Annotated in this window: 23 protein-coding genes and 1 pseudogene; 6 read left to right on the top strand and 18 right to left on the bottom strand. The window is 61.1% G+C overall.

What is annotated here, in order from left to right; all coding sequences use genetic code 11:
• Positions 1 to 19: 19 nt before the first annotated feature.
• The 3 genes and pseudogenes from J1M86_RS26410 to J1M86_RS14275 form a co-directional block, all read right to left on the bottom strand.
• Positions 20 to 349 (bottom strand): annotated as a pseudogene (locus J1M86_RS26410) (hypothetical protein); the annotation flags it as partial.
• The gene (locus J1M86_RS14280) at positions 346 to 2,793 is read right to left on the bottom strand and encodes an AAA family ATPase (protein WP_206510370.1); all 2,448 of its coding nucleotides are present in this window, start codon (positions 2,791 to 2,793) and stop codon (positions 346 to 348) included. The gene J1M86_RS14280 and the pseudogene J1M86_RS26410, both read right to left, overlap by 4 nt.
• Positions 2,794 to 3,587: 794 nt before the next feature.
• Complete coding sequence (locus tag J1M86_RS14275; protein ID WP_206510369.1) at positions 3,588 to 4,544, bottom strand: ADP-ribosylglycohydrolase family protein; 957 nt, start codon at positions 4,542 to 4,544, stop codon at positions 3,588 to 3,590.
• Positions 4,545 to 4,690: 146 nt separating this feature from the next.
• Between J1M86_RS14275 and J1M86_RS14270 the strand changes: the two genes are divergently transcribed.
• Both J1M86_RS14270 and J1M86_RS14265 read left to right on the top strand, forming a co-directional pair.
• A complete protein-coding gene (locus J1M86_RS14270; RefSeq protein WP_206510368.1) occupies positions 4,691 to 5,035 on the top strand; it encodes a hypothetical protein in 345 nt (114 codons plus the stop codon).
• A gap of 146 nt (positions 5,036 to 5,181) precedes the next feature.
• Positions 5,182 to 5,478: a colicin immunity domain-containing protein gene (locus J1M86_RS14265; RefSeq protein WP_206510367.1), complete on the top strand. Its 297-nt coding sequence runs from the start codon at positions 5,182 to 5,184 to the stop codon at positions 5,476 to 5,478.
• 876 nt (positions 5,479 to 6,354) lie between these two features.
• On the opposite strand, the gene J1M86_RS26405 is transcribed toward J1M86_RS14265, so the two are convergent.
• Complete coding sequence (locus J1M86_RS26405) at positions 6,355 to 6,558, bottom strand: calcium-binding protein (protein WP_241260083.1); 204 nt, start codon at positions 6,556 to 6,558, stop codon at positions 6,355 to 6,357.
• Here J1M86_RS26405 and J1M86_RS26400 point away from each other — a divergent pair.
• A complete protein-coding gene (locus J1M86_RS26400) occupies positions 6,557 to 6,910 on the top strand; it encodes a hypothetical protein (protein ID WP_241260082.1) in 354 nt (117 codons plus the stop codon). The genes J1M86_RS26405 and J1M86_RS26400 overlap by 2 nt on opposite strands.
• Positions 6,911 to 7,056: 146 nt before the next feature.
• On the opposite strand, the gene J1M86_RS26395 is transcribed toward J1M86_RS26400, so the two are convergent.
• The 6 genes from J1M86_RS26395 to J1M86_RS14230 form a co-directional block, all read right to left on the bottom strand.
• Positions 7,057 to 7,542, bottom strand: coding sequence for a C-terminal helicase domain-containing protein (locus J1M86_RS26395; RefSeq protein WP_307786641.1), 486 nt, complete (start codon positions 7,540 to 7,542; stop codon positions 7,057 to 7,059).
• 101 nt (positions 7,543 to 7,643) lie between these two features.
• Positions 7,644 to 8,006, bottom strand: coding sequence for a helix-hairpin-helix domain-containing protein (locus J1M86_RS26995; protein ID WP_368857265.1), 363 nt, complete (start codon positions 8,004 to 8,006; stop codon positions 7,644 to 7,646).
• Positions 8,003 to 8,176 (bottom strand): hypothetical protein, encoded by a 174-nt coding sequence (locus J1M86_RS14245; protein WP_206510366.1) that lies wholly within the window; start codon positions 8,174 to 8,176, stop codon positions 8,003 to 8,005. The genes J1M86_RS26995 and J1M86_RS14245 overlap by 4 nt, the downstream gene beginning before the upstream one ends.
• A 45-nt stretch (positions 8,177 to 8,221) precedes the next feature.
• Positions 8,222 to 8,692: a YbaB/EbfC family nucleoid-associated protein gene (locus tag J1M86_RS14240; protein ID WP_206510365.1), complete on the bottom strand. Its 471-nt coding sequence runs from the start codon at positions 8,690 to 8,692 to the stop codon at positions 8,222 to 8,224.
• Positions 8,693 to 9,556: 864 nt separating this feature from the next.
• A complete protein-coding gene (locus J1M86_RS14235) occupies positions 9,557 to 12,112 on the bottom strand; it encodes a hypothetical protein (protein WP_206510364.1) in 2,556 nt (851 codons plus the stop codon).
• Positions 12,109 to 12,378 carry a hypothetical protein gene (locus J1M86_RS14230; RefSeq protein WP_206510363.1) on the bottom strand — a complete coding sequence of 90 codons (270 nt, stop codon included), beginning with the start codon at positions 12,376 to 12,378 and terminating at the stop codon, positions 12,109 to 12,111. The genes J1M86_RS14235 and J1M86_RS14230 overlap by 4 nt, the downstream gene beginning before the upstream one ends.
• A gap of 211 nt (positions 12,379 to 12,589) precedes the next feature.
• On the opposite strand from J1M86_RS14230, the gene J1M86_RS14225 reads away from it, so the two are divergent.
• Positions 12,590 to 13,276: a hypothetical protein gene (locus J1M86_RS14225; RefSeq protein ID WP_307786640.1), complete on the top strand. Its 687-nt coding sequence runs from the start codon at positions 12,590 to 12,592 to the stop codon at positions 13,274 to 13,276.
• Between the two features lie 194 nt (positions 13,277 to 13,470).
• Positions 13,471 to 13,782 carry a colicin immunity domain-containing protein gene (locus J1M86_RS14220; protein ID WP_206510362.1) on the top strand — a complete coding sequence of 104 codons (312 nt, stop codon included), beginning with the start codon at positions 13,471 to 13,473 and terminating at the stop codon, positions 13,780 to 13,782.
• Positions 13,783 to 14,093: 311 nt separating this feature from the next.
• On the opposite strand, the gene J1M86_RS14215 is transcribed toward J1M86_RS14220, so the two are convergent.
• Positions 14,094 to 15,011, bottom strand: coding sequence for a hypothetical protein (locus J1M86_RS14215; protein WP_206510361.1), 918 nt, complete (start codon positions 15,009 to 15,011; stop codon positions 14,094 to 14,096).
• Between the two features lie 531 nt (positions 15,012 to 15,542).
• Between J1M86_RS14215 and J1M86_RS14210 the strand changes: the two genes are divergently transcribed.
• Entirely contained in the window at positions 15,543 to 15,746 is a 204-nt protein-coding gene (locus tag J1M86_RS14210; protein ID WP_075838034.1) for a hypothetical protein, read from the top strand.
• Positions 15,747 to 15,921: 175 nt separating this feature from the next.
• Here J1M86_RS14210 and J1M86_RS14205 read toward each other — a convergent pair whose 3' ends face one another.
• The 7 genes from J1M86_RS14205 to J1M86_RS14175 form a co-directional block, all read right to left on the bottom strand.
• Positions 15,922 to 18,264, bottom strand: a complete 2,343-nt coding sequence (locus tag J1M86_RS14205) for a heavy metal translocating P-type ATPase (RefSeq protein ID WP_206510464.1) — start codon at positions 18,262 to 18,264, stop codon at positions 15,922 to 15,924.
• Positions 18,265 to 18,434: 170 nt separating this feature from the next.
• Complete coding sequence (locus J1M86_RS14200) at positions 18,435 to 20,657, bottom strand: MMPL family transporter (protein WP_206510360.1); 2,223 nt, start codon at positions 20,655 to 20,657, stop codon at positions 18,435 to 18,437.
• A 51-nt stretch (positions 20,658 to 20,708) separates the two neighbouring features.
• Positions 20,709 to 21,392 carry a haloacid dehalogenase type II gene (locus J1M86_RS14195; protein ID WP_206510359.1) on the bottom strand — a complete coding sequence of 228 codons (684 nt, stop codon included), beginning with the start codon at positions 21,390 to 21,392 and terminating at the stop codon, positions 20,709 to 20,711.
• Position 21,393: 1 nt separating this feature from the next.
• Positions 21,394 to 22,359: a TauD/TfdA family dioxygenase gene (locus J1M86_RS14190; protein WP_206510358.1), complete on the bottom strand. Its 966-nt coding sequence runs from the start codon at positions 22,357 to 22,359 to the stop codon at positions 21,394 to 21,396.
• Between the two features lie 48 nt (positions 22,360 to 22,407).
• A complete protein-coding gene (asnB, locus tag J1M86_RS14185) occupies positions 22,408 to 24,255 on the bottom strand; it encodes an asparagine synthase (glutamine-hydrolyzing) (RefSeq protein WP_206510357.1) in 1,848 nt (615 codons plus the stop codon).
• A gap of 2 nt (positions 24,256 to 24,257) precedes the next feature.
• Entirely contained in the window at positions 24,258 to 25,274 is a 1,017-nt protein-coding gene (locus J1M86_RS14180; RefSeq protein ID WP_206510356.1) for a 1-acyl-sn-glycerol-3-phosphate acyltransferase, read from the bottom strand.
• A 17-nt stretch (positions 25,275 to 25,291) separates the two neighbouring features.
• Positions 25,292 to 26,239: a fatty acid desaturase gene (locus J1M86_RS14175; protein ID WP_206510355.1), complete on the bottom strand. Its 948-nt coding sequence runs from the start codon at positions 26,237 to 26,239 to the stop codon at positions 25,292 to 25,294.
• Positions 26,240 to 26,657: the final 418 nt, after the last annotated feature.

The following is a 26,657-nucleotide window of genomic DNA, read 5'->3' as shown; positions in this document are numbered from 1 at the left end:
CAATCCCCGCACCGGAGTTGAGCAACACTGCCACGACACCGCACAGATGCCGCACTTCCGACACTGTCGGCGCCAACTCGTACGCATGGTGGTGGCACACGTTGCTCAACCGGTTCCAGGCGATCGCGGCAGCGTCGGCGCATTCGGTTGTGTCCAACGATCGCATGATCACCAACTTAGAGCGCATGCTCGCGCCGGGGACATCGGCGCCCAGTGCGCGACAACGTTCGTCGACCAGCTCTTCCAATGCCTGCCGGGCCAGGAATGCCGCGAGGCGCGCCGAACTGCCTGCGGCACCGACATTTCCGTCGAGCAGCCGCTCGGCATTCCTCAAGCCGATGGCATTCACGATGCGAGAATCCCGTCGACCATTCTCCCGAGGTCGTTGACCGCGACGATGTCGACCGTCACTGCCTCGCCATGCGTGCCCGCGTTCGCGAGCTTGAGTGCCGGACCGCGCTCTGTGCGGTGGCTCAACCACCCGGTCAAGTCCTTATCTGCGTCGTCGTGCACTGCCAACGCCAACCGTTGCCGCGTCTTGTGCACCTCACTCCACCGCTTCTCGGTTGCCTCGCGACCCGTGCCAGCGCGATGTTGCTTTGCGTAGAACACCTGTTGCGCTGCGGATTCGAGCGCGAGCCTGAACAAACCAGGTGCCACCCGCCTCTTCACTTCGACGGGCACGGCCTCGTCCTTGACCAGCGCCCGCAGGTCGGCCACGTAGCGCTTCGCTTGGTTGAGCGTCTCCTTGACGTAGATTTTCGACCCTGTCTCCCGCGTAACCTCGACCAACCGCGCATCGACAGCCAACTGCCGGATCGCGGTGGCAAGTCGGTCGTCGTGAGAGAAAACAATGACCTGCCTGGTCTTCGCCAGCGTCGACAACACCCGAACGAACCCGTCGATCTTCGCCGGATCCATGGCCTGGATCGGATCGTCGAGAACGATGAAGCGAAACGGACTGCTCGGCGTCGTCGCCCGCGGAATGAACAATGCCAACGCGAGGGCGTGCAGCTCGCCCTGACTCATCACAGACAGGGCCTCGGACGGCTCGCCGTCGACAGTGCCCTTCAGCACAGCCTTGCGCCGAGTACTGCTTCCCTCCAGGCTGATCGCGCCGATATCGACGTTGCTCTCCTGCCGTAGCTCAGCCCATATCTGACGGGCCTGATCAGCAATCGGTTCGAGCCGTTGATTGCGTAAGTCGATGGCGTGTGCCGTCACCCACTTCTTGGCAGCGTCAAGACTGGATACAGTCGCGTCCGTCTTTGCAGCCGCCTGCTCCATCCGCACCCACGACGCCAGGCGGGTGGCGATAGGCGCCCAACTGCCCTGCCTGACCGCGATGGCGTCCAATGCCTCCTGCCGCAGAAGACCACCCGCTTCGACAACGCCAGGCAGCCATTTACTCACGTGGTCCGCGAGGTCGGTGACCTCTTCTGGAACTGCCCGAGCCTTTACGACGGCCTCGCGGTACGGCTGCAGCGACGCGAGCTCGACGCCCTCGACGGCATTGGCGTCGCTCACATCGTTGATCAGTGTCGCCGCTGCGCGACGCGCGTCCTCTAAATCGCGTCGGCTCCGCTTGTACTGCGCGAGCTTGTCGTCCTCGTCGGTGATGCGGATTCGAGCATGCTCGGCCCAGGAGTCGTCGAGCGTTCCTGTTTCGCAGACGGGACAATCGACGGTGCCGGTCTGCTCGTGCAATTCGAGCGCCGAACTGAGCAATGCGTTGCGACGCTCGGCGATGGCAAGTGCGTCGCTGGCAAGATCCACTGTGCTCGCCAGTGCAGTCCGAAGCGCCTCGACGACCGCGTCGACCTGTGCTTGCAGCGGGATGAAATTTCCGGCGATGGCGCGAAGACCCACCGTCGTACCCGACGGCGTCTCGACCGAACCCGTCGCCAAAGCTAGAACAGCTGGCACGTCGACGGGGCGCTTTTTCAGTAGCGCCGCGGCACTTACCGCTCGTTCGTCCGTCGATTCGCCGACGATGCGCTTTAGCTGAGTCAGCTCATCTTTCGCTAGCTGCCGAGGCACCTTGGCCTCCTTCAGCGCAGTACTCAGCCGTTTCTCGGCGTCGGTGATCTCCTCGAGTCCGAGCAATTTCGCCAACGCGTCGTACAGCACTGACGGGCTGTCTTCGACGAGTCCGCCGATCTCGTCGTACGACAGAATCGGACGATGCAGTTCGACCGCTGACTTCCAACCGAGGCTGTCGGTGCCGGCTGATCGTTTGGACTTACCGACCTGCGTCCAGGTCGAGTGATCATGGAGGGACGCCCCCTGGGTCCAATCGACTCCTACGACAGTGGGTTCCGAACCCTCGACCGTCAGACCGACCCGGACATGGCACTGCGAGGCGTCGTGCAGGTTCTGCCAGGTGTGTTTCCACAGCGCAGCCTTGTTCTCCCACCGGTAGCTCTTGCCTGTGACGGCAAACTCGAGCGCTTCGGCGAAGCTCGACTTGCCAGAGCCATTGCGTCCGCTGACGATGGTGATGCCGGGAGCCGGATGCAGTTTCAGCTCTGACTTGGGGCCGATGCCGCGAAAGCCGGCCACCTCGATCGACGTCAGGAATGCGCCGACGGGCTCCTCCTGACCCGCACAGAGTGCCCCTCGACGTGTCCGCCGAAGCGTGACGCCATCGAGCTGTTCGGCGAGCTCATCAGCGCCTTCAAGCGCGGCCAGCACCAAATACTTCGCGTCCTCTGCCAGACCGTTGTCCGCGTCGATGGCATCGACCACGACCCCCATGATCGGTATGTCCACAGCCTCGTCGGTTCCGGTCACCGGCACTCCCCTTGTCGATCCGTTCGATTCCCCAACCCGGCCCAACAGTCCCATATCGCACCGACAGTCGCAGGAACTCGGCACAAACATGGGCGGCCCGAACGGTCGACCGGCTTCATGTTCCGGAAGCGCGCTACTCTGTAACCCTCGTGGCCCAGGAATTCGATCGAGTCGCACGTCACCCGATACAGCTCGGAACCACTCTGTCGGGACGATGAATCCACAAGTAGCGACTCACCGTCCAGGGTGATCTTGTAGCCTCCGGACCTGCCCGGCACCAAGAACCAGAGTTCGCCAGAATCCACTTCGGTAAGCACCTCGAGCTGTGGGTAGCGCAGCGGATACTCATGCCATCGAAGAAGTTCGGCATCCAGGAGAAGGTGGAGTCTGCGTTCGAGAGTCGAAACGGTCGTCTCACCGAGCCGGCGGACCGGTTTTGGTTCGAGCACAGCCGAGTGGGTTGTATGGCCGCGTGCGCTGTAGACGTCCACGGGGCGATTACCGTCGGCGTCTCGGACCGAGCGCCACGCCCCTCGATCGATCAGTCCGCGAATGGCGTTGCTCGTCCCCGCTCCACGCGGCCTGGTGTAGCGGCGTGAAATGAGACTTCCGACCCAGCCTCGTCGAATTGACATTCGCAAACGGCTCGTACGAGTCCATTCCGTCGAGGAGTGTGAAGAGTTGCGGCCAGCTCCCTCGGTAGGAAAGGTCCGAGATCGCCAGCCGATCCTCAGAGGCACCGATCTCACCGGGATCCAGAATGCCGTCCCACCAGCTTGTTTCCGTGGATGACCTCACCTCGCCTGGACCTGAACTTGGACCGCTTGCCTTGCCAGCGATTCCAGGTCGTCGGGTCCGAGCCCTGGCCCCCCGTGAAGTACTTCAAGCCACTCCGCGGGGACCGCGGCAACGCCCCACCTCGCCCCCAGTAGTCCGCCAGCTATAGCAGCGGTCGTATCGGTGTCGTTGCCAGCACGTACGCACTGCACGAGAGCCTCACGCAGATGATCAGGCTTGGAGTCGTCAGTCCCCGAGATTGCCCACCACGCCGTTTGCAGGGCGTGGACTACCCACCCGTTCTTCGCAAAGTCCGAGGGGCTGCCCGTTTCCGCAGCTTCGAGAATCCCGGTCCAATAGTCTCGTTGTTCACGGTCGACAGTGTCGAGGTACATCCGCACGCCGTCGAATGACCCGAACAGCACCGCATGACGAATCGCGTAGGACCAGAGTTGACACGCTTGACCTGCACGAAGATCTGAATGTGTCAGGTCACTGACAGCAAGCGCGGCGGCGACACACGCCTGCTCATCGTCCAGGTGGGCAAGTGCGACAGGGGAGGTTCGCATCTGTGAACCGTTCCCTCCCGTCAACCCCACAACAGCTTTGGCAGCAGCCGCCATTTCAGCCGCCGAAGTGGGATTGGCGGACAGAACCGTCCTCGTTTGATTTCCGATGTCTTTCGGTTCCGAACCGAACCAGCGCATGAACCCGGCAGCCACCGAGTCCAGGCCAGACTCAGAGCGCAAATCCTCCTGTGCCGCCGCAGCTTCCGCCACCGCAATTGACATCGAGGTGTCGTCGGTCCACTCCCCTGGCTCGAACCCGAACGGGCCTCCGCCGATCATGCCGATGACAGCGTCTGATGCAGGAATTGAAAATTCGTAGCCCGCGCCGAGCGCATCGCCTGCGGCTGAAGCGATGAGTGTCCCCACCGCTCGACCTAGCTGTTCAGCTGTGCGCTCGCGTGTCATGCGCAGAGGCTATATGACACGACCGACGCTGCCCTGAAACGTCGTCCCACCTGTCAAGTGCACGAGGACGGTACCCCGTAACAACCATCTTCTACTTGGCGATTCACCTACCACCGGGCCCATCAGCCTCGACAACAGGAGCGGCGATGCTGAAGCGAATACTGTCCACATTCGCCATTTCCGTTGGCATTACCGCCGCGGTAGTACCAGCCGCAGCGGCCGCGCCCGAGTACTATCTCCCCGGCCCACAGGACAGCACTGCAATGTTCGTCAGCGGCTTCGATCCTGCTGCCTACAGTTCACGAAATGACGCCTGGTTGGTCGTCAGCCCGTATGGAACAAGCCAGCCCATCCAGTGCGCCTGGTTTCGCGGGCAGGTCGCCTGCAGTCAAACCGACCTATGGGGAAACTCGGTCAATCTGCAGCAATACTCCACTCCATTCGGATCGTCGACCTACAGCTATCGCCCAGTGTTCGACTTCATGCCGTAACGTCCTGACGGACAACCTACTTCATGCTGGCAAGTCGCCCAACTGGCTCGTCGCTCATTTCTGTTCGCCCGTGTCGAGCAATACCGCCACCGCACAGCCGGATGACTCGGTTCTTGCGGCTCGATACTCGAAAATGAAAGGCCATCTTGACCGCTCACACCAGCGCTGCTCAGCAGTGCGCGATCTTCATCCCGACGATCGAACACTTCGTGTCGGGCAAATCAGGGGCGCAGGACTTCGAGACTCGATATTTGGCGCTCGTCAAGAAGACCCCTGGTCGCCTTGATCCTGCGGTATCGGCCGCGGTCAATCAGCTGTTCACCGATGTCGATGCATTCGTATCCGACGATCGACTCCGCGACGAGGACGATCTGGACGAGCAACAATTGCTAGCGTGCGCACACACTGCGTTGCGAACACTGATCCTTCTCCGGGACTCGTAGACGATCGAACATTCATTCCGTGGCCAGCGCTGAGTCGTCGGCATTCCACGACCCGCCGAGAGATTCTCGACATCATCGGCCTATGTGCAGTGGTGCCAGCTCCGCACCTACGACCTCGCCCCCATGGGGCCCAATCGTCGTCCGATTATACGCGGGCCTTGGTTGTCAGTTTCTGCCGTAGCCACACCCCGGGCGGAATCGTAGCCTATGGGTGATTCTCCTCCTGAACGGCTTTCAGAGCCAACGATTCGAGGCCGATCGGATCGCCTTCGACACGCTTTCTTGCCGCGCCGATTTCGTTCAAGGGGCGACTGGTCCAGTACGTAGGGCGAGTGGTTCGTGCACACCCCGGGCAAGACCACGGCGACTGTCCACGATTACCGCGACGAACTCACACCAGTCTTGGCTTCATCCCTGAACGAGCGCGCTGCCGGATATCTGACCATGGGCTTCCCATATCCTCGGATACTGGTCCAACCCAACAGTGGGTCCGCTTGAAGCGCAATGCGCTAGCTGCTGTCAGCTCCTTGGGGACGATATGTGGCCGATTGCTGCGTGAAAAGCGTTGCGCGGCCGATTGCCGCCTGATCGACATGCTGCAGGATGTCGACATCGCCGTGTAAGTGTCCGCGACTGAATCACTGGTAACCCGCGGTGGGCGACCTGGGACACTAGCGGTGCTGAGCGATTTCGGTGAGCGAACCGATGATCCCGGCACAGGAAGCATGGCCACCAAGCTCCATGAATAGCAGGGTTGCGAGTGTGCGCCGATCCTGCAGCATGCCCGAGCGATACTGACCGAAGGGACCACGCCGTCAGTGAAAGCCGGAATCGGCGAGATCGAGTGACAATTCGGCTACCTCCTCCAAGAGCGTGTCAGCAGTTGTTGGGCTCATCAATTTTGACAACCGAGAGCACTGCGTCTCCTTCTTCGATCGGAACGCCGACCCCGGGAATCTGATCGACGACGATCCAATTGGAATCGTTGATCTGCGCGCGACCGGCACCGGTGGCGTCTTCGCTACGCGAGAAGAACACTCCCGCATCTTGAATCAGGTTCTGAGCGGTCTGCAAGTTCATGCACACCACCGGCGGCATCAAGACTGGCGCAGCTATTGCTTCCGGCGTGACGGCGACTGGCGGCACGATTGCCGGTTCCGGAGCGAGCGCGGCCGGAGGCACCATTGTTGTCGACGTAGTTGTCGTTGCCACGGTGGCTGTTGTCGAAGAGGTAGGCGATGCCGCACTCGGCGCCGACGGTTCGTCAGCGGACCCACACGCTGCGATGATGCCCGCCGTCACCAACCCAGCAGCCGCGATGCTCACAGATCGCACCACTCGTCCGCTGATGAAGAGGCTGGCGCTGGGGAGTGACTGGCCGAACTTGATCATTGTCCACACTTTCGAGATGTCCACGCGCGATCGCAGCTGAAGCAACACGGAATAGATCGCCATTCGGCCGAACCTGTTACACCCACGCCTAATTATCGAACGGCCAACAACGCAAGCCTGCGAAACGTCAATTTCTGCAGCGCAACTCTCCAAGACCGGGAGGCGATGTCGCGTATGCGATCGACGTCAAGCTTTGTCAACCCACTCCCACCGCTGCTTCTCCATCTCGACTATTGAGCTCTCCATCGGCCCCACACCCCGGTCCCACCCGTCGTCGGTGGATGCGCGATCGGTGTCCTTCGCCTGACTCTTGCGGGCGTACTCGTCGAACAGCTCGGACTTTCGCTCGAGCACCCGACGCATGTGTTCGTCGACTGTGTCCTTCGCAAGCAGTCGGTGCACCTGGACCGTTCGGACCTGACCCATCCGATGCGCTCTGGCGATTGCTTGGACCTCGGTATTCGGCTTCCATTGCTGCTCAGTGAGAATTACCACCGAGGCGGCCTGAATGTTCAGGCCCACTCCCCCGGCCTCGATCTGACTCACCAGCACGGCACGGCCTCGATGTGCCGTGAACTCGTCGACCATCTCCTGCCGTTGATTGGACGGAGTACTACCGGTCAGTGGGCCGTACACAGCGCCGGGGACCTGAGCGCAGACGGTATCTAGCACCGACCCGGAAGAACGAGAACACGATGACCCTCGCATCGTTGTCCTCCGCTTCCTCGACGATCTCGAGCAAACGATCGAGCTTGGCCGACTTCAGACTGCGTTCAGTGGGATACGCAGCCTGGCGCATCGCCATGAAGTTTCCGGACTGCACCGCGTCGTGGTACCGCGCGGTGTCCTCCGAGTGTGGCTGCACCCAGTCCCACGCGATCCACGGCGGTGAGAATTGTCAGGAGTTGTGTCTCGCGAGTCCCCTTCTGCTGCGGGTTCAGTCGCAGTCGTTCGCCGGCTCGGACGCGCGTGCGGTGTGCGACGGCCTCGTCGTGGATCGCCTGAGCCGACTGCGGACCGATACCCGGCACGGCCGCGATCTCGCTCGGTGACGAGTACGCGAGATCGGCAACCGTGCGCAGGCGAGACTGTGCGAGACTTCCGAGTCTCGTGCCCTTCGGCAGTGCCTGCTTCAATCTGTCGCCGACGACTGTCGCAGGAGTGCGTCGGCCTGGGCATCGAGTATCGCATCGACCTCGGACTTGATGCGAGCCCTCAGCGTCCCCGGGAGCGCCACCGCTGCTGCAGTCTCGGTGAACAAGGCGTCGAACATCTCGACGGGTTTGTCCGATCGCCTGTCACTCATCGACCGACCATCTCACGGGTTCGCTTGGACGTCGACCTTCTCTGGCTACTCCAACCACGATTTTCGGTGGAAGTAGTCGTCCCGAGCATCGGCCACTGGGCGGTCGACAGAGTGCGGCGTTGGTGTCCGCTGAACGGGGAACGTCGAATCAGGTTGTGAGAGTTCTCGCGACCGTGGATCGGACGCTACAGGGACGTGCGCCTCAGGCACCGAGACGCTGCCGATGGTTGCATCGGCAATGCGAGCAACGATCGGGTCGTCGCGCAGTTCGGCCATGATCGCGGTCGATCGAATCTGTACGTCCTGCGCAGTATCGCGGTAGACGCGTTTGATCAGGTCGGCCAGCGCCTCGGGCCCGCGCGCCCAAGCATCGTGGGCAATTCCAAGTTCGGTGAGTCGACCGTTGGCATCTGTCCGAACGGTCACACCGTCGAGGTGGGTGTGGCCGTGGACCTCGGCCACGGCCTGTTGCAGTCGACGAACTTTCGCACCGAGTTCTTCACGGGTCAAGGTCAATGCCTCCTACCGAATGCAGTTCTTGTTCTGGCGCTCATCAATTTGTACTGTCAGGCCATCCGGGGTAGGCCGGTTGGACCGGGGGTGGACTATCCCGGGCATATGCCTCACGGGAGGCTATGGGCGCTGTGTCCGGATAAAGCGATCTCGCCCACGCAACGCATCGACCACTTTCAGCCGTAGCGGGTTCGACGTCAGCAAATCCGTCGATCTGCCATCCGACAAACCTGTTGTCGGTAGGAGCCTGCCAAGTGAACTTTTCGGGCCTCGGGATGGACGGCCGCGGCGGGGGTGCGGCTGCTGTTGTTGTCTGGTCGTCGTTGCGGATGAAGCGTATTCGCAGCTCTCCTCCCGCTACATCGGTCAGGAGCGAAGGAGAGTACCTGCCGTTCTCGAGGACGTCGAGTCCAGTCGACAGCACACATGTCAACGCCTCGAAGCCGTTACTAATTGGAATTACTTGTTGGATACGACTATGGACCGATCCTGCAAAAGGGCCATCTCCGGTCGCGGATCTGAAGGGTGAATATATCGAGTCTCCGCCCAAGTAATTACCGCTGACCGCGAAGCCTGGATATGTGTAGTCCAAGCCAACCGTAATTCCTATAATTATCGATTCTTGGGCGGCGCGGATCAAAGTACCCTCGACAGAGAAGAGGTCGACTTCTGGTTCTGCGGACCACACCACTGTTGCATCACGGAGTTGATCAGGAGCCTCGTATATGTCGGAGCCTGATGAGACCGACGTCGACGTCGACGTCGCCCTCGAAGCATCACCGTGCTCTACGACTGATTCACACGCAGGGACGGTCACCATCATCAACACAAGTACGGCTGCCACTCTCGAGTGTGGGAATCTCATCCTCATCCGTACATCTCCACTCGCCACGTGTTTCTCGAGTCACGAGCTGATTCATCGCTTGCCAGCCAGTCCAGTATTGCTTCGCTGTTTGGGTTGTTCCCATCAGGTCGAATCGCCGCGGCCAACACATCCCGCTGCTCATCCCCGGTAGCGTTGCGCACATACTCGTCCAGGTTCGAAACTCCGGCATGCGCAATTATCTGAGAGATTGCGTCAGCGGCCCTCGCGCGTTGGAGCATGTCGTCCTCGTTCACATACTTATTTCTTGCTTCAGAGTATGGAAGCAACGCAGTGCCGTCGTCGTTCTTGTACACCGCTGGAACATCGTTGATGTCGACCTGTTCAGTGTTTACAAGGGCATCGAGAACATTGTGCGTTCTGAAGCCTGCACTCCCCCAATCACTGGAGACATACTCACCATTCCCGCTGTCGAAACCGAAGGCCGAGTCATCAAGCGTGATCTCCCGGCTCAGAGGCGTTTCGAGATCATCCACACTGAGAACGTAGGGCTTCAAGAATTCGGAACCAGCTGCGACCGCAATGCCGCTCGGACCCAATCCACCGGCAATGATTTGTCCTGCCGTCCACGCTGCGGTGAACTTCGAGTTCCGCGCGTCGGCCGCTTCCTGCTTGTCGAGTCCATCTTGAACACGTTGGTCCATTTCGGTGCTGAGACCGTGATCGACGAGCCACTGCAGGCGGTAGGCCTGATCGCCGAGCTCGGTGTAACCGGTTGTTGCGAAGAGTCGATCCATGCGTTGACTTTCAGCGAGAGCAGTGCCGTTGATGATCTGGCTGGACTGATCTTCGGAGTCGAGAATGCTGAAAATTCGCAAAGGCTCAACAGGTCCGCCACCGAAATCTCCACTGCCACCGAAGTCACCGAATCCATTGGTCTGCGTGACGTCACGCGTCATACCCGTCATGTCCCCGACGTAGGGGGCAAGAGATTCGGCTACCTGAGCTGCAGTACCCTCCCCGATCTTCCCCTCACCGGAAAGCAAGGTCGTGTAATTGTTCGTACCATTGGACGACTCAGTAGTGGCCATGATGTCAGCGAGGCCGCGAGCGGCAGACCCCGCCCGCACCGAGTCCTCGTACTCAGGCGTCCCTTCCGGGAAGGTCGTATGTGCATCTCGCGCAATCCAATCCGTCATCGACGCCATCGCCGTCCCGTCGTCGCGCTGCAACAACGGCATCACTGCGGTGTCTGCGTGGTATCCGGATCCAAGCACGTCCGGCCCGCCTTCGCCGGTGAGAATTGCGTGCGCGCCATCCGTGTTGCGGGAGCCGAGCTCTATCGCCTTCTCGAGGGTCTCCACGTGGCTCGAGTTGTCGAGCGGCACATCACTGAACGGCAACGCTCCCCCGTGCGCTTCGATCGACGCCGTATGCATGCCCTGTCGAATCAGTTCGGTCGACATCTTGGTCCCGGGCTCGTTGCCCGCCTCCGCCAGCGACATCGCGTCGAACAGCTTTGTCTGCCCCGCAACGAAGTCCTTGTGATCGTCCATGATCGGGCCGTCTCCGGGATAGGTCAGCACATTGCTGTCCAGGCCGTCGAGACCGAGGCTTGGACGAGTCGAGATGAGGTCGCGCATGTCCTGAGGCAAGTGTTCGTAACTGCCTGCTCCGGTGAGGTTGCCATCGGCATCGCGTCCGGTACCGACGTTCTCGTTGGACAGAACCATGACACCGTTGGCAAGTGACGCCGCAGCCTGTTGCCCCGCCGGGCCTTGAGACTGCAACTGTTGGCTGGCAGTGGTGAATCCGTCGACGCCCGCCGAGTTGTAGAACTCCTTCAGGTATTGCTGAGTACTCGCTGGAATCGTAGCCGTTTCGCCATTGAGGTAAGCCTGAAGCTGCGCAGGCTCCAAGCCGGTGGCCAAGAGGTCTTCGGTGAGATCGCTCAGGACATCGGCGGGGATCGGCTCACCACCGTCGACGGCATCCCGGATCCGGGCACCGACCGCCTTGCCGTCCTCGCCCGACAGAACTGCCCCGAGGCTGGCACCGCCGGGACCACCGTGCTCCTCGAGGTCGGCCAACCCACCGTCGACCTTCGTCCTCAAGGTTGTCAGCGCGGATCCGCACTGAGCCAGATTCTCTTTCAGGCTGGCCTGGAAATCTGCCGCTTGCCGATCGAGTCGGCCTTGCAGGATCGGTCGAAGAGCATCATCGTCTGCGCCGGGAACGGTTGGGCTCGTGACGGTTCCATCCGGTGCGACCGACATGCCGTTGAGATGTACAGCCGCGTCGCGAGTGCTCAGGATCGCAGCGCGATACGCGTCGATCGTCTCGCCCTGAGTGATCAAAGCGTCCCCGATGGTATCTGCCGCTCGTTTCGACGCGGTCGAAGTGAGCACCTCCGACACCGCACGCATCGACGCGGCAGCGCTGGCGTCCCCTTTCCAGGTCCGCGCACTCCTGTCAACCGCGAGATCCACCTCCGCCAGACGATCACTGAGCTCAATCCCCGCCGTTCTGATCGCGCTTCCCGCCTCCGCCAACGTCCGTGGATTCCAGGACTCGACCTGCGGAATCGTTGGGGTCGTCACCGCCCAAGCCCTTCGGTCAGCGAGCTCAGTTGTCTGCTGAACGCGTCTTCGACGGCTTCATACGTGGCTGCGGACGAAGTAGCACCGTCAGCCAGTGTCGGCACGGCCGTGCTGTGCTTCGCAACAGTGGTTTCGAGCGCTGTCGAAATCCGGCCCATCACGTCGTCGATGCCGGCATCCGGCATCACAACCGCTGCAACGCTGGTCCTGACGGGCACAGCGACGTCTGAAAGCTCGTTCGCTGTGGCGCGCAGCTGCGATCCCAATGACCTGAGCTCGTCGAGATCAGCTCCTAGCAATTCCCCCACAAGACATCCCCCCAAGAGTTACTTCACCGCTTTGCCCGTCTCTCGACGAAATGACCGGTCACTGGCTCTACCAGGTGGGTAGTTTGCCACAACTATCAGACAGGGAGCAGTTCTCGCCTCACGCCGACGCGGGAGTTTTCATCGCCTGTGTGCCTCGATGTGAAATCTCGTGGAGTGGGGACGAACGGGCAATTTGTCGAGATTCAGCAGCCGCCGGGCGGGACACGACATCCGACTTCGGGGACGCAACCTCGACAGAAAGATCGTCACCGAGGGCGCAGCCATTTTGCAGCGCAACGGCCTTCGAGTCGGCACCGAACTCACCGCGGGCGAACACCCATCCCTCGGCCTGCTGTTTCTCTGCGCCGCCTGGCAAGGCAGTCACCGCCACCGCAAGGCAATGCGACGGTTTCCCGACGTCAGCAACCCGCACCTTCGACACCCGGACGAGACTCCATTCGCCAAGACCCTGGCCGTCTTCGACAGTTGCATACGCAACAGGGTGGTCCCGGACTTCCCTGACGGGGCCTGGTCCGGCTGGCCGGACGCTCCAGGCGTCGGCGTGGCTTTGATGGCCACCTTCCTATGGGCCGTCAAGGCATCAGTGGAGGGCGGGGCGGCGCAATTGATCGACCAATTCGGCGTCTCCACGCTCATCCACGAGGGCTGGCGGGAAGATCACGCTGTCACCGGATTCACTCGCCGCCGCTACAACCGCTACGTCGAACTGCTCACCGGCTGGTCGAACGAGATCGGCACCAGACCCGAACTGGTCGAAATGTGGCTCGTACAGCGCTGGAGTGCTCGGCTCCACCAATCCCGTGACGGAAGCTTTTCTGCTCCGACTCTGTTCTGAGGCCGGGAAACTCCGGGCACTGCCGACAACGCCTGTGCGACAGTATGGAACCGATCGGGCGGCACGCGCGTCAAAACCCAATGACAGAATCATTCGGTCGGCGCGACGCGGGGGCTTTCGGCAATGACGCCGGGAGCCTAATCGACTGTCGCCCATCCACATCACTGACGGCAGTGAACGGCAGGAGTACAACCATGGACACCCCAGCAACGCAGAGCGCGGCCTTCACACCACTTCTTCAGGACTTCGTCGAGATGCGAATCTCCGCGCACGAGTTCGAAACTCAATTTGTCGAGCTGTTGAACGAGAACCCAGGATCACTGGATCCGCGAGTGACCAAACCACTGCATTTCTTGTTCTGCGAAGTCGACAACTTTGCGTATCGGAATATGCAGGATCCCCACGATTCCAACGAGATCGACGAGCACAACCTCCGAACTTCGGCTCGTGAAGCACTCCGCGAGTTACTTCGGCTGCCGAACGGGCGCGGTCATATCGAGGAATGAGCCACGCAGTCGCCACGCATAGCCCACAGAGCTAGGTGTCACAACGACCGAATCGCCGCCACCACCTCGGCGGGCGCCTCCGACTGCGAATAGTGCCCGACGCCGTCGAGTTCGACGACCACTGCCTTCGGCTACCGGACCCGGGCGATGTCGCAGACGTGTGCACCGGACACAGGGTCAGCCAATCCCCAGATAAGCTGCAGTGGCCCGTCGTACTCCGCCAGGGCAGACTCCCATCGCCTGTGATGTTCTGCGCGTTCGGCGTTGTACCGGATGTGACGGCGCGTGAGGCGCTGTCACCGTGCGAGTCGCTACAAGGCGCAGGCGTCGGACACTCGGAAACGTTCGCGCAGCGGCGGCGGAGCGAACACCACGGCAGGATCGTGCGAGAGAATCTCTCGTCGCCGTTCATCGCTCTCGAGCATCGCCCGCAGCACTGCTAGCATCAGGTTCGGCTCGGCTGCCATCCAACTCGCGGGAAGTTGGAGGTACTCGTCCGTATCCCACCCAAGCCGTCCGGTTGAGGGAAGGGGCTCACGGGTCACCAGTCGAATCAGCGGTTCGCGAGTGGTCCACAAGCCTGAATGGTTCAACCGAACCTCGTCGGCAATCTCGACGATCGAGGCCCATGGAAGCGTCACATCATCACCGATTCGCAGAAGCCTCCATTGCCCTACCGTCCGGATCACGACATCCTGGTAGATCTCCAGCTCAGTGGATGGCCGAAAGATACTCAACAGCAATGCTATTGCAGCCAGAACCACCGCGAAGATCACCGCCAGCCACTTGTGCGTCGAAGCGTCTCTGAACTCGGGCAGCAGCGACTCGAGCCGGAGCCAGAAGGCTAGCGCGACGGCAACATAGTAGATGGCGCAGCCGACCAATGCTATGACCAGAACCCTCAGGGCCAGCGCTTCCGGACCGATTCGAATGCCTGGACCGAACCGGGCGCTGGTGCACGGCTTCAGCCTGCTCGACGGTCTGATCCACCGAAAACCGGCAAGTCGCAGAACCAGCCACAAGAGACACAGCGACATCACACCGACGCCCGCGAAACCGACTATCGCGACCCCACTCCCAGCAGTCCATACCAAGACAAATCCTGCGACAACGCCCACGAAAGCCACCGACGCGGTCGCCAAGTGCTTCCAGTCGAGCCGTTGGGGCCACACCGCGCGCCACTCGATGGCCGGGGTTTCAGCGTCAGGCTTCGCAGGTCGTTCATTCACTGAAGCGGGAACCGTCCCGCCGACTCCCTCGATGGGACCCAACTGTCGTCCGATTGCGTGCGCCACGTCATCATCAGAAGCGGCCGCGGGACAGGTCCTGATGCCTCATCACACAGCTGTTGGAAGTCGGTCCCAGGCAGGCAACCACGCGCTGACGAGAACGGCTCGATAGCGTCCACCCTTTCCAGGGTGTCACTCGCATCCTGGACGAACCCTGCGAACCCGCTCAGAATCGCGGGATCTACTTCCATATGCTCACCAATCATCCGAAGCGGTCTTCTATCAGTTGGACGCGGCAGACCTGCGCGCGGTTCCATGCGTTGGTCGTGCAAAGGCGCGGGAAGTCCTCGACGCGTACATGGCATCGACTTCTCCATCAGCCCCACGTCTGGTCCCATCTGAGGCCGATCGGACCACCGTCAAGTGACTCTGGGCCCTACTCCCGCCTGCGGGTGTCGACGGACGCTTGGTGACCATGGCTGGGCTGCGTCGTTCTTGGCTGACACGGTGCACAACAACAAGGAGAACTCAATGTCGAAGTCCGATCAAGACTGCAACCGCCGCACCACGCCAGGGACCGGAGGGGAGGCGGTGTACTTCTTCGGCGGCATCGGCAGCCTGGTCTTCTGGTGGCAGGCGGCCGACGGCTTCGGGGAACACGTTGTCGCCATACTCAAATCGTTCGTGTGGCCGGCCTTCCTCGTCTACGACGCTCTCGGCGCCCTGGGCGGATGACTGCGCGCGCAATCGCTTCGCCCTGAGTGGTCGCCGGCGCCGGGTTTCATCGACACACGTCACCAATTCGGGAAGACCATCAGGAAGAATCCGACACCCACGATGATGCCGATCCCGTACGCCGATACCGCATCGCTGCGTGGCGCTTGCGCGACCACCACCGACATCGACTCGATCAAGCCAAGCCCGCGGGGCGATCCTCGGCTGATGTCAGGGTGAAGTAGTTCTCCTCCTCTTGCACGAAGTGCAGTCGCAGCAAGGCGTGCAGACCGTACAGGCAGGCCAGCAGGTCGTCGGACTGATCGACGCTCAATCCCCCGGCGGCGTCGGCCTGCTCGAGATGTGTGCGCAACCGACGGCAGAGCCGGTCGATCTCGGCGTGCATTCGGCTCATCGTTGCGGTCACCTCGCCGCTGCCCAATGGCCCGGCCAGAGCCGGATACAACTTGCTGTCCTCGGCCTGCTCGTGCGGCAGGAGAGTGTCGAAGAGGAAAGCCTCGGCACGGCGCAGCGACTCGTGGGCCTGATCGAGGTTGCCGGTCGCAATCAACTGTGCGGTCTGGCGCAGAATCGACAGATCCTCCCGCATCTCATCGTGCTCAGCGGAGAAGCGGCGCAGCATGTCCGCTGTGTCGTCGGTGAGTTTCACCGTCCGCGACGAATCGACGCGCAGTGCACGCAACGCGTTGAGTATCACGGCGACGTCGATCCCCTCCTGCAGTAGCGCGCCCGCCGCCGGCGGCAACAGTCCGAAGGCGGCGAATCCCATGGCCACCAACGACAATCCCATCCCGACCGATGCGCTCTGCACAGCGATGCGTCGGGATCGGCGGGCAATCTCCATCGCGTCGGCGAGGCGGTCCAAACGGTCCGTGGTCAGCACGATGTCCGCGGCCTCCGAACTCGCAGTCGAGCCACGCGCCCCCATCGCCACCCCTACCGTCGCTGCAGCAAGGGCGGGTGCATCGTTGACACCGTCGCCGACCATGATCGTCACCGCGGACTCTCGTTCGGCCAGCACCCCGGCCACCTTGTCGGCGGGAGTTTGCTCGGCGTGCACGTCGTCCAGGCCGAGCAGCGCCCCAACCGCCTCCGCGGTCTCGCGGCGATCCCCGGTGAGCATGACCAACCGATTCAAGCCGGCCGAGCGCAGGCGTCGCAACGTACGGGACGCGTCGCGACGCAACGGGTCCACCAGCAGCAGCGCCCCGGCGAGGTCCGTGTCGACGGTCACCCACGCAACCACCGCACCGTCGAGGTCCGCCCGGTTGAGCACCGCGCGTGCCCAGGCCGGCGCATCCGGGCCCACGTCCATGGAGCCGACCGTGACTCGGTGGCCCTCCACGGTGGCCGCCACTCCCACCCCCGCTTCCTCGTCGACGTCGGTGGGCATGGACAGCGTCAGCCCGCGCATCTTCGCTTCCTGCACGATGGACTCGGCGAGCACGTGCGGGGACAGTTGGTCGGCCGATGCCGCGAGCCGGAGCACTTCGGTGGCGTCGCGGCCCGGTGCTGTGACGATGTCGCCGCTGGTAGGCCGTCCGGTCGTCAACGTCCCGGTCTTGTCCATCACGAGCGTGGTGGCGTGGCCGAGGTTCTCCAGGGCCCCGCCGCTGCGGATCACGACACCGATGCGGGAGGCGCGGGACAGACCCGAGACGATCGCGACGGGAGCGGCGAGCAGCAGCGGGCACGGTGTGGCGACCACCAGCACGGCAACGGCGCGGGTGGCCGAGCCACTCGCTAGCCAGGCCAGCCCGGCTACCGTCAAGGCCAACGGCAGAAACCAGCCGGCAATTCGATCAGCGATCCGGACCACAGGGGCACTCTCGGCGGCAGCATCGCGGGCCAAGCGCACAATCCCGGCGTAGGTACTCTCCGCAGCGCTGGCGCGGGCACTCAACTCGAACGCGGATCCGGCGTTGACGACGCCGCTGCGCACGGGCTGCCCGCTGCGGCGCTGGACTTGCATCGCTTCGCCGGTGAGTACCGACTCGTCGAGCACAGCAAGCGGCGAAGTCACCCATCCGTCGACAGCCACCACTTCCCCAGGACCGACGACGAGCACGTCGCCGACAACAACGTCGTCGAGCGGCACGACCTGGACTTCGTCTCCGATACGCCGACGGGCGGTCCGTGGAACGTGATCCAACAGGGATCGGAGATCCTTTGTGGCGCGACGTTCGGCAGCGGCGTCGAGGGCCCGCCCGGACGCCAACATGACGCCGATGAGGGCACCGGCGACATACTCGCCGACGAACAGGGTGCCGACCAGAGAGAGCACTGCGATCAGATCTACGCCCACACGCCCGCGGCGCACTGAGTCGATCACCCACCAGGTGGCGGGGGCAAGAGCGACGACAGTCCCGGCGATCCAGCAGGCGTCGGCTACGCCATCCGCGTCGAGAAGCCAGGCGACACAACCAGCGAGGAGGGCAGCCAGCGTCGCGGCCAGCAGGATCGGTTCGACGGCACGGCCCAACCATTCCCGCCACGTGCTCTTCGACGTCGACGACATCATCCTGATGACCCTCCTTCGGCTCCATCGCCGATAGTCGCGCATCCGGCGGCGACGTGACAGGGCCGAAAGACCCCCGAAACGATCACCGGCACCGGCTGACCACACATCGGCCCGAAGGGAGCGCGTGAATCCCGCGTCATCGACAAGGTTCGATAGCCGACCGGATGCTAAAGCGCGTCCCGAACATGCGAACGAACTGGCGCTCGATCAGTGGAAGGTACAACATCATCGAGGTGAGGTCGCTCGAGTCCCAACTTTCGATAGATGTCCAAGGCCCACTTGGGCGACCACCAGTTCCAGCGGCCGAGCATCAGCATCAAGGATGGAACCAGCGCGATTCTGACGACAAACGCATCCATCAACACCGCAATCGCGAGTCCGATGCCGAGGATCTTCACAATGGTGGTTCCGCCAGTACCGATCGCAAGAAAGACAACACCAATGAGAAGCGCTGCTGCACTGAGGACTTTCGCGGTGCGCTCGATCCCGAAGGTAACGCTGTGGGCTGTATCGCCACTACGGTCGTACTCTTCTCTGATGCGAGAAAGCAGCATTATCTGGTAGTCCATCGACAGTCCAAATGCCAAACACAGCAATAGCACTGGAGCCGTGACATCGATGCTCCCGGTCGGGGTGAACCCGAGTATGTTCGACAGGTTCCCGTCCTGGAACACCCATACCAGGGCACCGAAACTCGCAGTCAGACTCGCACCGGTCAGCAGCATTGTCTTCAATGCGATGACTATGCTCCCGGTGGCGAGAAACACCATGGGAAGCAGCCCACTGACAACGATCGCCAACACAAACGGTATCCGCGACGCGATCGCCTGTTGTTTGTCCAATTCATCTGCATACGTGCCGGCCAGTGTGCCGTCGTGCACGTCAATGTCGGCCCGGACACTCCGAGCAAGTTCGAGCAACTCTTGCTGGTCGAGATCGGCGTGAGGAATCAAGGCGATCGCGGACAACGCGGCGTCGCCAGCAAGCTCGTGCGAACCTGGCGCGACGCGGGAACCGCCGACGAACGTCCCCCACGCACTCGTTGCAACGGAGACTCCCTGACTCTGCGACAGCGTGGACGCAATCGTTTCGCCCTCGCCGATGGTGGTCTCCCCGGGCAAGACGGCGATCATGATGTCGGAACCCAGCTGTGGAAACTCGACTCGGATCTGCTCTGCGACTACGTATGGCTCGGAATCGGCAGGGAGTACGCGATCGTCCACGGGACCGAACTTGACACCCAAGAAGGGAAGAAACAGCCCGACGAGAATGGCACCCGCTACTACCGACACGACGAGCGGGCGACGAGTACTGAACGCCAGAAGTCGTCGCATCACTGCACCCGGTGTTGCTAGGTCGACCTTACGTACCATCAGCGAGTCGATCCGTCTCCCGAGCAGGGCGAGGGCTATCGGCATCACCACAAGAACGAGGAATGCCGTCACTGCGACGACTACGATCCCGGCCAGCGCAATGGAACGCAGATACCCGAGGTCGATCATCAGGACCCCGCCCAGTGCGATGGCAATCGTCGCGGTCGAGATGATGACCGTGCGTCGAGTCCGCTGAACCGCGTACTCGGAGGCTCGGCGATAGTCCTCGTCGGTCGGATCGTCAATGGCGGACAGCGTCTCGCGGTAGCGCGCGATGATGAGAAGACTGTAGTCAATGGCCAAGCCGAGCGCGAGTCCTGTTACCAGATTCAACGCGAACACAGAGACGTCCATCCACATCGTCAGTAGCCGCATTACCAACAGTGAAGACAGGCTGCACAGCACGCCGAGGACGACCGGGAGAGCAGCGGCGGTGAGCGATCCGAAGATCAGCAGAAGCAGAAAAACGGAAATCGGCACCGCGATCAACTCGGCCCTGACCAGTCCGTCTTTGGAGACGTCAGTGGCTTCCCTCAGAATCTCGGCCTGACCGGTCAACCCGACGTTTATCCCTTCGATCTCGAGCTCGTCGAGGTCAGGACCGAGAGCACGGACTGCGGCGTCCGCGGCGTCTTCGTCACCGGGGAGGGTAGCCAAGATGAGCGCGGATCGCCCGTCCTGCGACTTCAGATACGGCAGGCCCGACTCCCAATACGACTGGATGCTAGCCGGAACAGCGTGCTGTGCCACGACTTCCACAACATCCTCGGCAGTCGCCCTTGTCTCAGGAGAATCCACGGATCCGCTGACCGGTGCAATCCGAACGATGACGTTCGGTGCCCCGATTCCGAGCTTGTCCTCCAGTTCGCGATCTGCATGGAACGACGGTGAGTTCTCGTCCTTGAAGCCACCGACAGTGAGATGTTCCTCCAAGTCCATCGCCGCCCAGATGCCCGCGGCAGCGACCAATACGATTGCGCACAGACCCGCAACAGCTCTGCAGGACAGCTTCGTCACCACCGTGTGCCCACTTTCGGTCTCGTTCCGACAATGATTCGAGCGTGTTCCTCAGGGAAGTTCGCGAATGTCCTCTACGCGGTGATCGAACTCGTCGTGTTCATCGACCGCGTCCTCGAGGCGGCCGAATTCGAGAGGCCGGTATACGAATACCGTGTTCAACCCCACCTCGCGAGCTGCCCGGAGATCGTACGGGTGAGAGGCGACCATCGCTGCCTTGCCCGGCTCCACGCCGAGGTATCGACACGTCCGCTCGTAAACCAGTGGCTCGGGCTTGAAGGCTCCGAACAACTCTGCCGTGAGAACCGCGTCCCACTCGAGCTGCTCGGTCTTGAAAAGTTGCACCATGGTCGACATGTCGGTGTTCGACAATGTCGCCGCGATCGCTTCGCTCCGAATCCTGCGCAGTCCGTCCGCAACATCGGGCCACGGCGTGAGCCGTTTCCACGCCTCGGCCAATTCGGCGTGCTTACCGAGTGGGATGTCGACGCCGAGTTCCTCGCATACCGTTGCAAGTCCCGCCGTGTATGCGTCCTGAACCGGCGACCATTTGGCAGCCGACTGATCGAGCGATGCCACGCGGGAGAAATAGTCCCGACGCCACGCTCGCACTATATCGCCTACTGGTACAGCGGAATCGGCGGCGAGATGCTCCTTCAGTGCGTTTGCCACCGGGGTGTAGAAGTCCAACAGCGTGCCCTGCACATCGAATATGTACGCCTCGTACCGTGCCACTTCAGTCTCCCATCACTACCCAGATCGCACGCGTTCCGATGAATCGGTTGCGCGCATGCATGGCCTGTAAGTTGTCCACCAGCAGCCAGTCACGTTCCTTCCACCGAAATGCCGTGGTCGCCTTGTTGTATGCACGGTCGAATGCTCGAAGCTCGGAACCGGTCAGTTCACCGCTTCGGGCGAGAACGGAATGCCGCGGTGCTGTGCTTTTCTTGATTCCCATGGCTCGGTGCAACAGATAACCCGCAGGCCCCAGACCCTTCACGCTGAAGTTTTGCGTCAAGAGCTGATTGAAGTAAACGTCCTTTCCTGTGGCGGGGTGGGGACGCGTGGTGGGCAACTCGGTGCGCACCGTCAGGATGTCGTCCGCATCCCAGCTGTATTCCGCACCGATCTCGGAGCAGCGCTTCTCGACCTCGGCTTTGGATTCAGTTTTGAAGGCGTCCTGCCATGGCACGAACATCGACCGCAGCCGTTTGACTTTGGCTTCGTTGAACTTTCGTGACAGGTAGCGACGGACGTAGATCACCGATTCGCTACGGATCTTCTCTCGCAGATCCTCTGGAAGCGAGTCGAAGATATCGCTCTCATGAGCAATGGGGGTCTGGCCGAGCGCAGCAGGGGCCGTGCTGCAGAAGAACGAAATGAAGCGAGGATAGTTTTCTTGGTATGCCATCTCGTTGTGAAGTTTGAGTCGGAACAATCCTGTCAGCTCGGTGGAGCTGAAGACCACCGGGGAGTACGAGTCCCTCGGCACGACTCCCCCGATGTACGCCTCTGCTGGCCTCGCGATGAGGTGTCTCGCGAATCGCTCCAGAGTTTGTGGATCGCCGATTGGCGTGTCACGGATGAGCACGGCGCCGTGTGTATCCAGATCGTCACGGGCAGAGACGGTCAGATAGTCCTCGAGCCACTGTTCGCTGTTCCGGGCTTGCAGGACCGGAAACCGTTCGGCAAAAGGCCGCATCAAGTGTTCACCTTTTCGGGGTTGGGGTATGAGTGCATGTGCGCGCAACTAGACGGTGAGGCCGTGCTCTCTGCCGAGTTCGTCCAGCGAGATGATCTGGCAGACGAACGCATGGAGATAGAACTGTCCAACAGCCTTCTCGAAGAGCGTGAAGGTCCGGCGTGAATGAAACGGAAGCCTGAGGAGCCTGACGTTGTAGACCTCAGACACCACGGATGTCGGGTCCGAGACAATCCTCTTCACCTCGCGCCGCAGAGCTTCCATGTATTCACGTGATTCGCCGTATGGGAAGACGCTCTTCTTTCGGTCGATGACCTGCGGATTGTATCGATCCCGGAAGGCAGCGCGAAGGAGTTCTTTCTCGTTGTCGGAGAACCGTATCGATTTGTCGGTATTGAATACTGCCGACACCAGTCGATGGTCCAGATACGGCACGCGCAACTCGATCGACTCCGCCATGGAGAGCGTGTCGGCGCGATCGAGCAGATATGGAAGTGTGAAGCGCAGCTGAAGGTAGTGGATCAGGTTGTGGTTGCTCGACCTGATGGAGGGCGCCACGTCGCCGAGCCTTCGGTTGAATTCCCGCGTAGAACGTGCCCATGCTTCGCGGGCCGACATGAAGGACTTCCTGTACATCAGCGGTAGGTACCGTGAGTTCTTCGACGAGTAGTACTGGTTCACGGTGCCGGAGGCATCGGTCTGCATGAAGTAGCCGAGAAAGACCTCGTCGGCTCCGTCGCCGGAGATCAGCACACGATCGTGCTTTCCGATGAGCTCGAACAGTTTCGCCATGGCGATTTCCGAGCCCAAAGACACAATGGATCCGCGCGATCGCGCACACCGCCGTATGAATGCAACCGGGTCCGAAACCATGTCGGTATGCTCGATGAGCTCGTGGCCGCTTTCCTCGGCCACAACCCGCGCGTAGGCGAGGTCAGAACCACTCACGAAGGTATTCTCGCGATCTTCCGTCCTGTGCGGGTCGCCGATCGTGTACGCGCGCCGATGACGTCGAGGTCCAGCATGCTTGTCATCGATGTCCGCTGCCAGGTATGCCAACACTGACGAGTCGAGGCCGCCGCTGAGCATTGTCGACAAGCCCACATCGCTTCGCGAGCGCAGCCGCGTTGCGTCGGAGAGATTTGTGCGCACGCCATCTATGGCGACCTTCACGTCACCGACCACGTCGGTCACCGTCAGCTCCCAGTATTGCGTCTCCGTCAACGACAACGAACCCGAAAAGTCGACTCGAATCAGGTGTCCGGGTCGGACCGCGCGGATGTCTTCGAACAGCGAGAACGGTGCAACCGGTGCCCCGTACAGGCTGGTGTCGAGGAAGCCGTCGCGGCTCACCCGCGGACGGTAGCCAGGTACGAGCTGCTCGAGAGCGACGATGATGGCCTTGGGCTCCGAGGCAGCGACGAATGTGCGGGTGGTGTCGTCGCTCCAGTAGTACAACGGTTTGACGCCGAAGCGGTCCCGTATCAATGTCATGGAGCTGTCGTCTCCGGGTGCCCACACGATGGCGAAGTCTCCGTTGAATCGATCAACCGCCGACTCGCCCCAGTGCTGCAGGGCCCGCGCAACGACCTCGGTATCACCTGTCTCGGCGAAAGATTCTCCTTTCTGTTCCAATTCAGCTCGCAACTCCGGGAAGTTGTACACCTCACCGTTGAATACCAGGCAATCACCTCGGCCCGACGTGACTGGTTGCGCGCCATGTTGCGGATCTTGAATAGCGAGCCTTACGTGCCCAAAATGCACCCCGTGACGCGAGACGAATTCCCCTTGCCCGTCAGGGCCTCGGTGCGCCATGGCCCCGAGCATGTTCTTCATCGCGTGGTGCCGCAGATCTTCTCCGCAGGAGGGCGCGTACACCACTGCCAGTCCACACATCGCTAGTCTCGTCCTTTCGGGGCTGCTCTATTCGTTGCCCGCTGCGCAAGCAGGTAGCTGAGTACTGGAATCGCGTAACCCCACTGCTCGGTTGCGCGTATAGGACGTCCCGCATGTGCCTCGAAGAAGAATCGGTAGGTATTCCAGAAGGTGATTCGGGTATCGAACAGCGCTCGCCAGTGAGTGGCTCTGCACAAGGAGTTTTTCCGCCGACCCAGCGCGTCTTCGATCCGAAACCGAACTGCCTGCGCGTCGTGCCTGTTCCGCGTCAACGAGTCGGTACCTGTGAACGAAATCGGTTCGAGAAACTCATATGTCAGCCGAGTCGGCCATGCTTGAATAAAGAACTTTGCGAAAAAAATCAGAGGGAGTGCCGGCCCAAGCGGCAGAAACGGCCACCCGAACAGTTTGTCAGCGAGCGCATCCAGCCATTTCCATGTCCAGGAGAGCGGGTTGAGGTACTGACTGTTGTGGATCACCACGGGCACGACGAGTGCGTCGTGGCGTTTGGCCATAGAAACGAACGAACTACTGAACGGGCGCAGCCTCTTTGCCCGCCAGGTCGGCTTCTTCAGACCGTCGACGCCCTCTGGCGACAGGTACAGGAATCGCTCACCCCGGCTCAGAAGGGCATCGAAGTTGTCGTAGGTGGCTTCCACACACCCCATTTCTTTCCACCACTCGCGGATTCGAAAGGGCGCGATGCTGTCGTGGTATAGCCGTGGATGAATTAGCCGCCGCAGCCTCGGCTGTTCGCATCCGACGACACGATCGAACAATGCCTGAAACACCACGTTGTCCCACGACATCGATCCCCCGGAGTGGTTTCCCACGAATATGATCTGCCGCTTGTCTTCGACACCGCGGCGGAGAATGTCCTCCGACTCGAAGCGGGCCTCGAAAAACTGGTCAGCCATGGGAAGAAGGACTTCGCGGTTGAAACGCCATCGGTAGTCGAGAGTCTGCGGCAACGGAGCGGCCTGCTGCTCGACGTGCCGCGCCGTTCCGTCGCTGCTCACAGCCCCTGAACCAATCATCATGGTGACGACCGACGGTTCAGGTGGAGCTGATCCTTGAAGAACTCCACCACGTAGTGCCCACGTAGTGCCTGATCCGGGTGCAGATTGTCTTTGATCAGGTTGTTCACTCGCGCCTGATGGAACGGGTGCAGAAACGGAACCATCGAGTGCACCACGTGCATTCCGTCGTTGTCCCCGAATCCGTTGAAGAAAGACGAATACGAGTTCACAGAGTGATGATATTTGGCATCCGAGAATTTAACTTTATGCATCATATAGAGAACAATCGCCGAGCCTATCCATGCGATCGCCAAAGAAGGCAGGAATATCACGAGAAAGAACCTTGCACTGATCAGGTATATCGCGACGTCCAGGGCTACGATGACTAACGCCTGCGCGATCATGCTGGCGATCTTCTTGGCGTTGGTACGCCGAATGACCAGTACGAACTGGTTGAGATACTGGTAGACAAACAAATAATGGAGAGCCCACACCACGAAGGCCACGGGCTTTCCGAGGTGTGAATACAGGTACGTGGACTGCCGGTCCTTGGCCAACGTGTGGTCCCGCTCCGGCACATCGTTGTCGTATTGGTGGTGAGCGAAGTGTCCGACGCGGTACGCCTCGAAGGGAACTTGGTAGGGAGCGAATGCGAGAAACCGCATGTACCAGGTACCTATCCGATTCTCCGACAGTCCCCAATGCGCTTCGGAGTGGATGAACACGCGCAGGTTCGGCAGTGCGAAAATTCCATTGACCGCAACCAATGGGGCAACCAGCCACCAGGATTCGCCAGCAGCAACGAAGAGCAGCAAAGATGCAACAAAGATAGAATTCAAAAGAAACACCTTGCGGCGGCTCCGCGTATCGAATCGTCGAATATCGGCTACGTAGCGTGGATCCTTTCGCAACTCACGTGCGTACCGTTTCGCCTCATCAGGCGTCGGAGCAGCTGTCGTCGTCATGCAATTCACCCCTAGGTTCTCGAATGCGGTCGAACAGGAACAACCCACTGTCGCTTGCATTTCGCCAATCAATTACGGCCAGACAGCTGTCTTCCCTACTGACCGGTAAGGACGGTACATGGTTGTCCGAAGTTTGCGCGAGCCTGTTCTGGCAACAAGCGAAAACATGTGCAGTTCCAGGTGCCCTAAGCTCTGGCAACTGATTGTTTGTGATCCTCACCACTGATTCTGCATCGCGTTTTGTGACGGGTCTGAGATGGCTTGTCAAGAAGAGCCGCAACCGGCATGTATGGAAATAGTTTATTGCACAACAACTATGACGGTTCGACCCCTCGCGAGCGCGAAGCCCACCCTCAACGCCCGTAGGACACGCCCATGCTGCGGCCGCCCAGCGTCGTCACCATCCCGTGGGTCTTAC

It is taken from the genome of Rhodococcus sp. KRD197 (assembly GCF_017168235.1).
Lineage (GTDB): Bacteria > Actinomycetota > Actinomycetes > Mycobacteriales > Mycobacteriaceae > Rhodococcoides.
Note: the sequence above shows the minus strand (reverse complement) of the source record. Positions and strands in the feature narration are given on the sequence as shown.